The following is a 9,250-nucleotide window of genomic DNA, read 5'->3' as shown; positions in this document are numbered from 1 at the left end:
CCCCGCAACCAATATCCCCCGAAATATAGCCGCATCCCATCGCCGGCCGACCTTCGCTGGCACAAAAGCTGCCCCTGCCATCGCGAGCGTAGCTCCTCGTTCGCTGAAGCTCACCATAACCGGAAGGGTCCAAAGCAAGGGGCAAAGCCTGCCCCCGCAATCAATCTTCCGCTACAATATCCCCGAAATGCTCAACGGCCGTTGACGAAAGGCGGGTGGCTTGTTTATCCGGCGGTTGCAGATCCTGGAAATATGGCTTCCGGAAGCCTGCCGCGTGAAAGTCCCGCTAAGCGGATCATAAACCGATGCACCGAAGGCGCTCGCATTTCCATCGCTGGAGCGCCGTCCAGCGACGCCTCATCTGCATTGCTGCCTTGGGCCGTGGCTCGGCTGATAGCTGTTGTCGTAGGCGCTATAGCTCCGATAGCGGGCGGCACATGTTCTCATGTGGCTGTCGCTATAATAGGCTTGGCGGTCATTATGTGTGAAAAGCGTGCCGGTCACGAAGGATTTGAAGAGGACGCCGCTGTCATCATAATTGTTGTAATAGTCATCGTAACCCTGGCGGATATGATAGTGATGATGGCCGTGATGATCGTGGACCTGGATGATGTCCGATCGTTGTGGCACCGCCAGGTCGGGAAGCGGCATGGCGCTTGCAGATGCCACCGACGTGAATGCCATCAGCGCAGTCAGACTCACTATGGCGATCAACGCATTGAACTTACTCATGCATGCTCCCCTATCTTGGCGATAGCAACGTCCGCCTTGGCCGAAGCGGCGGTGGCAAGCGGACCGAATTCTGTTCTAACTCTTATATGGTGTATGCTGTCGCGCCTTGAAGTGCTGAGAAAGAGATCGCGATGAAATCGATCATTTCCCTTTTGACGTGTCTGTTTCTGCTGGCGGCCTGCGATCAGGCACAAACGGAGCTGCAGCCCATACCGGGCAGTATCACCTATGGCGGCCAGCCGCGTATGAAGCTCACGCAATCTCCCGTGGGCGCGCGGATCTCCCATGATTTCACAGACAACCACGGACAGGACGTCCACGAGACCTATATTCTTCAACCCGATCGCAGCTTGAAGCTCGTCAACAGACAGGTCATGACCCGTCCTTTCTGAACCCGGTCGCCTTGCCTATTGGCAATAGACTGTCGCGGGGGAGCAGGCGCATTGATACCCCTTGGTCGGGCATATCTTTGTGTCGCTGCTCAGATCCGCACAGTTGCAGTGCACGAAATAATTGGTCGACTTGGGTCCCTGGAAACTGCTGATACGGGAAATTCCGTCGCCGATCTCCGCATGGCGGGTCGCAATGAAGAAGGATTGCTTCGGTTGGCCCTGGGGCTGGGCTTGCGCCATGCAACTCCCGGCAAAACTCAATCCGAGACCGAAGATCCCTGATATGACGATGATACGCTTGATTGACATTCTATGGTCACCCGATGCTGATGGTAAGCCTTTGTCCGCGCGTGAACGTGCGTCCTGTAACAATGCCGTAAAGGCTTGGGAACGCGACACCTTGCCCTACGCCAGACCGATATCCGCGGCGAAGCCAGAACGACCTCGAAAAACCTATACGCCGCCTTGCGGGATTTGGCGGAACCATTTTCGCATTGCTGCGTTTCGGTCAGAGCATAGCGGGAGATGCGTAATGATTACCTATGTTGACAGCAGCCGGATTGAGGACAACAAACTGCGAGAGGTCTGGAGCGTCAAGGAGTTTGCACGTCGGCATCGCCTTGATCCAGAAGAAGAAAAGCGGCTGTCCAAGCTTCTGGGTGATTTTGCAACACGCCACGAGCTGTTGATGAATGCTCAAAGGCCGCTTATGTTCCGCTGATATCGGCGATCGAGGGCTCAGACCTTCTCTTCCTTGTTGACGGGCGCCTTTCGCTTGGGTTCCTCCTTGGAAGGAGGAATGAATGGCTCTTCACCATCTTTTTTCGGAGCCAGAAGACTGCGCAATGCGCCGAGCTTATCCTTGACCAGCGGACGGAAGCGGGTTGCCCTGTAGGGCATGTCGACGGCGCCATAGCCTTCCGGGCCATCGTCATTGCCTCGGTAAATTTCCTCGACCTTGATGCCGATGAATTCTCCGTCGACATAATGCTTGTAAGGGCCGATCCAGCGAATGGTGTAGATCTGGCCTTTGCGAATCAATTGATCGATCGATACGTGCTTGAACGTATCGTCGATACAGACGACCTTTTGGCCAACATGGAATTGGTGCATTGGATAGCTCCCTGACGCGGACCTGCTTCAATGGGTCCGATCAAATTTATCATCTATTGGCAGATGTCCACCCATTCAGCGTCGACCAACTCGGCCATTCGATCCGGTGAGATCCTGACCGCGGCGTTTATCGCGCCTGCAGCCGGAACGACCACATCGAAGCGCTTCAACGACACATCGCAATAAATCGGCAATGGTGTCGGAAGTCCGAAGGGACAGACGCCGCCGACCGGATGGCTGGTCGCTGCAACGACTTCCTCCGCATCCAGCATCCGCGGCTTTCCGCCCAAGACGTCCTTGCTCTTGCGATTGTCGAGGCGAGCCGTACCGCTGGCGACAACCAGCATGACGCGATCGCCAACCCGGACGCAAATCGTCTTGGCGATCTGCGCCGGATCGACGCCATGGGCTTCGGCGGCCAGTGTCACGGTTGCGGAACTGGCCTCCGTCTCTATGACGGAAATATCGGCAGCTTGCTGGCTGAAGAAGGCGCGAACGGATTCTAGGCTCATGATGCCGTGGAGATTATTGATGGGAAGCCCGGGCTGCAAGGCATGGAAGGGGAGTTTTCTCTATCTTTCTCCGAATCGAGGCAGCCGATCCGGCGATAAAGGGGTACATAAAATATCCATATTTTCGTTCACACTGATAAACGCTATACTCGCAGTGGCCGCCGGAGGAGGCGGCTTCTGACGGACGGCAAACCGAGGAGATATCCATCATGCGACACATCAAATGGAACCATCCGATCCAGGTTGGTTTTGCGCAGGGTAATGCCAAGATGGTGGACGGTCCATCGGACGCTCTTCATTGCATGGCGGATTTGTGGCCGGATCGTCGCGGGCCGCTTTATGTCGCTGCCAGAAGTGTTTGCCGTGCTGCCATCGACGGGCGCAAATCTGCGGAAGAAGCTCGTGAGATGTTCATTTCAGCCGCTCAGGAAGCTCATTTACCAACCCATTGAGGTCGCACGGGTTTTTATGCGGGATCCTGGTCGCTTATGAGCTGGTTGCGGGATTGGCGTCCATCGCCAATCTGCCGGCCGCCAGGGAAACTTCCGAATTGCCTTGAAATCGACAAATCGATTTCAGATATACAGTCCAGTCATGCAGCGGATGGTTACGGGTTGCGCCAAAGGCGCCTAGGATTCGTTACCGAGTGATGAGGCGAAGACCGGGCTAACCAAGCATTAGCCTTTTGCCTCCAATCTGACTGCAGTATCCACTTTACCCTTTGACCACGGATGTACTGGCATTGATGCGAAGGTGGATGACGAAAGGCCGGTTGATTCCGGCCTTTTTGTTTTTTCAAGCAACGCAGTCCCATCGGGTCGCTGCGGCTGCTTCGCCGGTCACTCCAGCGGTCACCCGGACACAAAAAAACCGCCGCGAATTTCGCGGCGGTTTTTTAAATCTCCAGACTTTCCTGATCGAGATCAGTTGGCCTTCTTGTCCGAAACCTTGACGACCGGAGCCTTGGCCGCCGTGCTGGGCGAACCGGCAGCAACTGCAGCCTTTGGCGACGCAGGAACATAGCCGGCGCCGATCGCGACATTGAGCAGAACGTAGTCGCTGGCGCTCTGTTGTACGGCCTGGGCCAGGCTTTCCTGAGCGTCCGTTACCGAACGCTGGGCGTCGAGTACGTCGAGCAGCGAAGATGCGCCGTCCTTGTAGCTTGCTGTCGAGAGCTGCAGGGCTTCCTGGTAGGATTTGACCTCCGCCTGGAAAGCCGAAACCGTCTGTGCATCACGGCTGACTGCCGAAAGGGCGTCTTCGACCTGTTGGATAGCCGTCAGCACCGTCTGCTTCCAGATGAAATACTGCGTCTTGGCATTGGAGTTTGCGATGTCAACGCCGGCGCGCAGGCGGCCGCCGTCAAAGATCGGCAACGTCAGGGTCGGGCCGAATGACCAGGTCGTCAAGCCGCCCTTGCGTCCGCCCGATGCATGTATGTAGGAGGGCGAAATATCGCCGCCGAGCGTGATGGTCGGGTAGAGCTGCGCCTGTGCGACACCGATCTGGGAAGTCGCATTGGCGAGATTCCGTTCGGCCTGACGGATATCGGGACGATTGCGGATCAAATCCGCCGGAACGCCGGTCGCTACGCTTCCGCGGAAGACGGGCTGGCCGGTGTTATTTTGAATCTCCGACATGACGGATGCCGACGATACGCTCAGAAGCGTTGCGATATGGTGCACCTGCTGGCGAAGGCTGATTTCGAGGCCCGGTACTTCGGCAATCGTCGAATTCACGAGACCTTCAGCCTGAACCACGTCGAGACGGGAAGCAGCACCGGCATCAAGCTGGAACTTGGTCAGTTCAAGCGTTTCACGGCGGGACTTCAGGTTCTCCTGAGCGATCGCGATACGCGCCTGGAAGAAGCGAGCGTTAATATAGCTCGTAACCAGATCCTGCAGATAGGCCAGACGTTGTACGTCAACGTTTGCATAGGCGGCATCGAGTTCAGCCAAGGCGCCCTCGCGGGCACGGCGATACTGACCCCAGAGGTCAAGCAGCCAGGAAACGTTCACATCACCCGCGCTGGTGTTCAGCGAACCATGCTGCGTGCGCTGGCTGCCCAGCTCGCCACTCGTGGTGTGGGAGGCACCCACGTTAAGGGCGGGGAGTCCACCAGCGCCGGCGACGGTCACATCGCCTGCTGCAGCGTTGGTCTGCTCGATCGCCTGCAGGATCGAGACGTTCTGAGCGAGACCGGCATCGACAAATCCGTTCAGGCGCTTGTCGTTGAATCTTGCCCACCATTGAGAGGTGGCGACATCGCCATTGGCCTTCAGGTTGCCCTCAGAAAACTTCGCCGGCAAAGGCATTTCCGGCGGTTTGGGATCTGGCCCACTAACGCAGCCTGCCAGAAGAAGCAGCAGAGCCGGGGCAACAGTACGAATGGACACCATCACTTTTTTCCCACAATTCTTTCACATCATCAGTGTCTTACAGAGCCATCATGACCCCGAGGCGGCTTGCGGCGCACGCGTCCGCAATAACGGCCATGTGATCCGAAGCAGTCGCCGGCAATCTAGCAACGAGTTTCGCAATAGCACAGTGCCTTTTGCGATTTCTCGCGGTTGAATATGCTCGTGAGCATGACAAAGGGGCGCTTTGGAGTGAAAAATCTGGGGAGTGTTGCAAAAAACATACCACCGCCGACGCCAATTGTGGCGACGAGGCCCGTTGTCGAGTCGCTGGTGGCGTCACTTCGACGTTGCCCGCGTAGCCGGCGAAGGGATCGCAACCCGATCGTCTCCGCCTCTACGACCTCGGAAAATACCGTTCGAGATTTGCGCGAATCCGGGCGACAGGAGTCTCGCCGCTATCGTCGGGCACGAAGGTCTGGGCGGTTATCCCTTCAAAGGCCTTGATGTAGACCTTCGACGTCTGTTCGATCAATTCCAGAGGAATTTCCGGGAGTTCGTCCTTATACGGATCGCAGCGTTCCACGACCCACGTGCGGATGAAATCCTTGTCGAAGCTTGTCGGCCGCTCACCCTTCTGGAAGCTCGACTCATAGCTGTCGGCCAGCCAGTAGCGGCTGCTGTCAGGCGTATGGATCTCGTCGGCAAGGATAATGGCGCCGGTCTCATCGGTACCGAACTCATATTTGGTGTCAACCAGGATCAGTCCCTGTTTCAGCGCCATTTCCTGGCCGCGCGCAAATAGCGCGAGTGCATAGGCGGACAAGGTCTGCCATTGCTCGGCGGTGAGCAATCCGCGTTCGACGATTTCGGCGGCCGTCAGCGGTTCGTCATGGCCGCCGTCGAAGGCCTTGCTGGTCGGCGTGATGATCGGATGGGGCAGAACCTGGTTGTCGCGCATGCCGTCCGGCAGGCGGATGCCATACATCTCCCGCTCGCCCTTTTTATAGAGCGTCAGGATCGATGTGCTCGTAGTGCCGGCAAGATAGCCACGCACGACGACCTCGACCGGCAGGATGTCGAGGCGCTTGCCGACGACGACGTTCGGATCGGGATATTCGATGACATGGTTGGGGCAGATATCCTTTGTCGCCTCGAACCAGTAACGTGCCGTCTGTGTCAGCACCTGCCCCTTATAAGGAATGCAGGTGATGATACGGTCGAAAGCGCTCAGGCGATCGGTGCTGATGATGATACGGCTTCCATCCGGCATGTCGTAATTTTCGCGAACCTTGCCGCGGTAGTAGTTTGGCAATTCGGGAAAATGGGCTTCGGAGAGAATTCGCACTACGCTCACCAATCGGCTGATGGCATCCGCCCGGCGGACGCTTCGTGTTCCGACCCTTAGTTTGCTCACCGGGGATGTCAAGCAATGTACGCCGCAAAGCATATGCCTGATCAAGCCGCCAGGCAGCGAAATTTATCTCAGGGGGCTGGTCGCCAGCCGCCGCTCTGCGTTCTCTCGAGGATCGGTGTCGAAAAGACGCCGACAGTTCGTTCCGTCCATCTTTCATCCAATGTCTCGATCCGATCGCGCCAGCGGTCCGATTGCAGCATCGCCGCGCCGATCACGGCCGGCTCGATATTGCAGGCGGCCATCAGTTCCAGACCGGATACGATCGAGGCGCCGCTTGATATGACGTCGTCGATCAGCGCGACCCGCCGCCCCTCGAGGAGCGGCAGCATGCGCGGGTCTATATAAAGACGCTTCTGCTGGCTCGGCGTGGTGATGGAGGAGAGGGGAACGGAGAGATCCTCCTGATACCAGAACTTGCGTGAGGTGCCGAGCGGCACATAGCGATGGTGACCGAGGTGACGAGCCACTGCGCTTGCAAGCGTCAGCCCAAGCGTAGGCAGCCCGGCGATCACATCGATATTGAATTCGACGATCTTTTTGGCCAGCGCCTCGGCCAAGGCGTCCTGCACGGCAAAACTCGCCTGGTTGATGATCAAGGATGCCAGCGCGCGATCTCCATCGGCCAGCACGCGGATCGGCAGCAGCAGTTGTCGCCCGTCCGGCAGTCTTGCGACATAGGAGTCTGTGAGATCGCCCGAGGTGGGAAAGCTCTCTGGCGGGTGAATGTGCTGCCAGAAGTCATGGGGCTGCATTGCATTCATGGGATCGTCTTTGCTCCGCTACCCTTCCGTTTCTCCAGGCCTGTTTGCTTCAGCAAGCCCTGGACTTCGGACGCATTCAGCTCTCTGACCGCACCTTTTTCCAGATCGCCCAGCGCCAGCCCGCCGACAGAGACACGCACGAGCCGCAGGCATTCTATATCCATCACCTCAAGCATTCGCCGGATCTGGCGATTCTTGCCTTCCTGAAGTTCGACTTCGATCCAGGCGTTTTTCTCACCGGCGCGCAGCAGCCGTGCTGCCGTTGCCGTCAGCAACTCGCCATCGGCAACAAGCCCCGTCGTCATGCGTTCGAGCAGGTCCGCGTCCATGACGCGGTTGACCTGAACGTGATAGGTCTTTGCTAGATGGGTGATCGGATCGAGCAGTGCCTGTGCAAGAACGGTATCGTTGGTAAAGAGAAGAAGGCCCTCGCTTGCCTTGTCCAGTCGCCCGACCGGTGAAAGGTGAGGGGCGTCGAAGCCTTTCAGGCAGTCATAGACCGTCGGTCTACCTTCGGGATCGTGCCGAGTCGTCACCAGGCCGCGCGGCTTGTTCAGCATAAGATAGAGTTTTTTCTCGGCTGTGATCCTCTTGCCGTCGACGGCAATGATGGTGTGATCGAGATCGACCCAGGTGTCGGCTTCGCGGATTGTCTTGCCCTCGACACTCACTCGACCCTCTGCGATCAGCCCCTCTGCCTGGGTGCGTGAGCAATAGCCGAGTTTCGAAAGCGCGCGTGAAAGGGTCACGCGCTTGCCGCCCGTTCCCTTTTCATGTCTTGGACCGTTCTGCACTCTTTGTCCGCTGCGCCGCTGCTGCACTCGCTATGTCCAGTCTTGCCGCCGAATTCCGGCATTCCTTTCGCATAGCTGCCAGTCCCGTGCAAATGCCCTCACCTCAAACGGGGGCAAAGCGCTCCAGCTCGCGTCGGGTAACGACAATGCCGGCGGCTGCCTTTACCGGATCCGGATGCGTGTAGCTGAGGCTTGGCATATCGGGAAGATCGAGTGCCTGACGCAGGTTCATAATCCCGATAGCACGACGCTCAAAGGCGCCGTTGATGCTGACTTCGACGATGCTTTCGGTTCTTGCTATTTCCATGATCGCCTCCCTTGCCAGTTCTATAGAGATAGATGGCATTCGATCTTGGTTTTTGTGAGACATCCCGTAACGGAAGGACCCATTTTCGTTCGCCGGCATTCACAGGGAAACCGGCGAATTCAACGGTGCTGAATAGAGTATCGGATTTGGCCCAAATTCGATTAGCGTTGCCACCATTGCCGCGGCTGCGGTTGAGAATGCCCTGCCATCATATAGCCTGCAAGGAAGGCGATGGCGCCGACCAGGGCGAAGGCCGTGGTTGTGGCGGTCGGGTGCTCACGAGCGGCATCTGCCACTGCGGCTCCCTCGGCCCTTATCTGGGCTACGGCGCGCTTTGCCCGTGGCGTTGCATCATCAAGGGCTTTGCCGGCGCGGTCCCGCAACTCGTAATAAGCTTCCGTGCCCTGGGCGGAAATCATCTTCTGCAATCGCGACACTTCCTGCTGAAGGGCGGCAATGTCCTTGCTCATGGAACTCCTGATATCGTCGGTGTTGGTAGCCATGGTTCTCTCCCTTGTTGTCTGCTGGCCTATTAACTGCTGGGGGGAGGAACAGCCAAACCCGGTCTCAGGTTCCATTTTTTGATCGGATGCGCGTAAAAAGGGTCGGGATCGAGAGGCGTCCGGCTCTGAATGTATCGCGGTGGTAGTCGATCGTTTGGCTCTTCCCGTCCACGTTGGGTCGAATTTGGATTTTTTGACCGGGTGGACAAGATTTCTGGCGGGAGAACGTGCCGATTTTCGGCGTCTCATCCCGGTCGTCAAAATTTCATCAACGAAAACAGCATGTTACAAAAATGTCAAAAAACTTTGTTTGGCGCTGTTGACTAGTTCGTTGGGTAGGGTCTATAAGCCCGATCACTGAC

13 protein-coding genes are annotated in these 9,250 nt (G+C 57.3%); 3 read left to right on the top strand and 10 right to left on the bottom strand.

Annotation, left to right across the window (positions count from 1 at the left end):
- Positions 1-357: 357 nt before the first annotated feature.
- The gene (locus EV561_RS36225; RefSeq protein WP_132528671.1) at positions 358-732 is read right to left on the bottom strand and encodes a BA14K family protein; all 375 of its coding nucleotides are present in this window, start codon (positions 730-732) and stop codon (positions 358-360) included.
- A 131-nt stretch (positions 733-863) separates the two neighbouring features.
- Between EV561_RS36225 and EV561_RS36220 the strand changes: the two genes are divergently transcribed.
- Positions 864-1,124, top strand: a complete 261-nt coding sequence (locus EV561_RS36220; protein WP_132528670.1) for a hypothetical protein — start codon at positions 864-866, stop codon at positions 1,122-1,124.
- A gap of 15 nt (positions 1,125-1,139) precedes the next feature.
- Here the strand turns inward: EV561_RS36220 and EV561_RS36215 are convergent, their stop codons facing one another.
- A complete protein-coding gene (locus tag EV561_RS36215) occupies positions 1,140-1,433 on the bottom strand; it encodes a hypothetical protein (RefSeq protein ID WP_132528669.1) in 294 nt (97 codons plus the stop codon).
- A 223-nt stretch (positions 1,434-1,656) separates the two neighbouring features.
- On the opposite strand from EV561_RS36215, the gene EV561_RS36210 reads away from it, so the two are divergent.
- Complete coding sequence (locus tag EV561_RS36210; protein WP_132528668.1) at positions 1,657-1,845, top strand: hypothetical protein; 189 nt, start codon at positions 1,657-1,659, stop codon at positions 1,843-1,845.
- Between the two features lie 17 nt (positions 1,846-1,862).
- On the opposite strand, the gene EV561_RS36205 is transcribed toward EV561_RS36210, so the two are convergent.
- Both EV561_RS36205 and EV561_RS36200 read right to left on the bottom strand, forming a co-directional pair.
- Positions 1,863-2,237, bottom strand: coding sequence for a CAP-Gly domain protein (locus EV561_RS36205; protein WP_132528667.1), 375 nt, complete (start codon positions 2,235-2,237; stop codon positions 1,863-1,865).
- Between the two features lie 53 nt (positions 2,238-2,290).
- Positions 2,291-2,749, bottom strand: a complete 459-nt coding sequence (locus EV561_RS36200; RefSeq protein ID WP_132528666.1) for a YbaK/EbsC family protein — start codon at positions 2,747-2,749, stop codon at positions 2,291-2,293.
- 209 nt (positions 2,750-2,958) lie between these two features.
- On the opposite strand from EV561_RS36200, the gene EV561_RS36195 reads away from it, so the two are divergent.
- A complete protein-coding gene (locus EV561_RS36195) occupies positions 2,959-3,201 on the top strand; it encodes a DUF982 domain-containing protein (RefSeq protein WP_132528665.1) in 243 nt (80 codons plus the stop codon).
- 471 nt (positions 3,202-3,672) lie between these two features.
- On the opposite strand, the gene EV561_RS36190 is transcribed toward EV561_RS36195, so the two are convergent.
- The 6 genes from EV561_RS36190 to EV561_RS36165 all read right to left on the bottom strand — a co-directional run bounded on the left by EV561_RS36190 (position 3,673) and on the right by EV561_RS36165 (position 8,888).
- Positions 3,673-5,148 carry an efflux transporter outer membrane subunit gene (locus EV561_RS36190; protein WP_132528664.1) on the bottom strand — a complete coding sequence of 492 codons (1,476 nt, stop codon included), beginning with the start codon at positions 5,146-5,148 and terminating at the stop codon, positions 3,673-3,675.
- Positions 5,149-5,503: 355 nt separating this feature from the next.
- On the bottom strand, positions 5,504-6,454 hold the full coding sequence (locus tag EV561_RS36185) for a phosphoribosylaminoimidazolesuccinocarboxamide synthase (RefSeq protein WP_132528663.1): 951 nt from the start codon (positions 6,452-6,454) through the stop codon (positions 5,504-5,506).
- Between the two features lie 137 nt (positions 6,455-6,591).
- Positions 6,592-7,275, bottom strand: coding sequence for a phosphoribosyltransferase (locus tag EV561_RS36180; RefSeq protein WP_132528672.1), 684 nt, complete (start codon positions 7,273-7,275; stop codon positions 6,592-6,594).
- A gap of 5 nt (positions 7,276-7,280) precedes the next feature.
- Positions 7,281-8,078 carry a pseudouridine synthase gene (locus EV561_RS36175; RefSeq protein WP_245513268.1) on the bottom strand — a complete coding sequence of 266 codons (798 nt, stop codon included), beginning with the start codon at positions 8,076-8,078 and terminating at the stop codon, positions 7,281-7,283.
- Positions 8,079-8,181: 103 nt separating this feature from the next.
- Positions 8,182-8,385 carry a hypothetical protein gene (locus EV561_RS36170; RefSeq protein WP_132528661.1) on the bottom strand — a complete coding sequence of 68 codons (204 nt, stop codon included), beginning with the start codon at positions 8,383-8,385 and terminating at the stop codon, positions 8,182-8,184.
- A gap of 161 nt (positions 8,386-8,546) precedes the next feature.
- Positions 8,547-8,888 carry a hypothetical protein gene (locus EV561_RS36165; protein ID WP_132528660.1) on the bottom strand — a complete coding sequence of 114 codons (342 nt, stop codon included), beginning with the start codon at positions 8,886-8,888 and terminating at the stop codon, positions 8,547-8,549.
- Positions 8,889-9,250 lie beyond the last annotated feature (362 nt).

It is taken from the genome of Rhizobium sp. BK376 (assembly GCF_004341625.1).
Lineage (GTDB): Bacteria > Pseudomonadota > Alphaproteobacteria > Rhizobiales > Rhizobiaceae > Rhizobium.
Note: the sequence above shows the minus strand (reverse complement) of the source record. Positions and strands in the feature narration are given on the sequence as shown.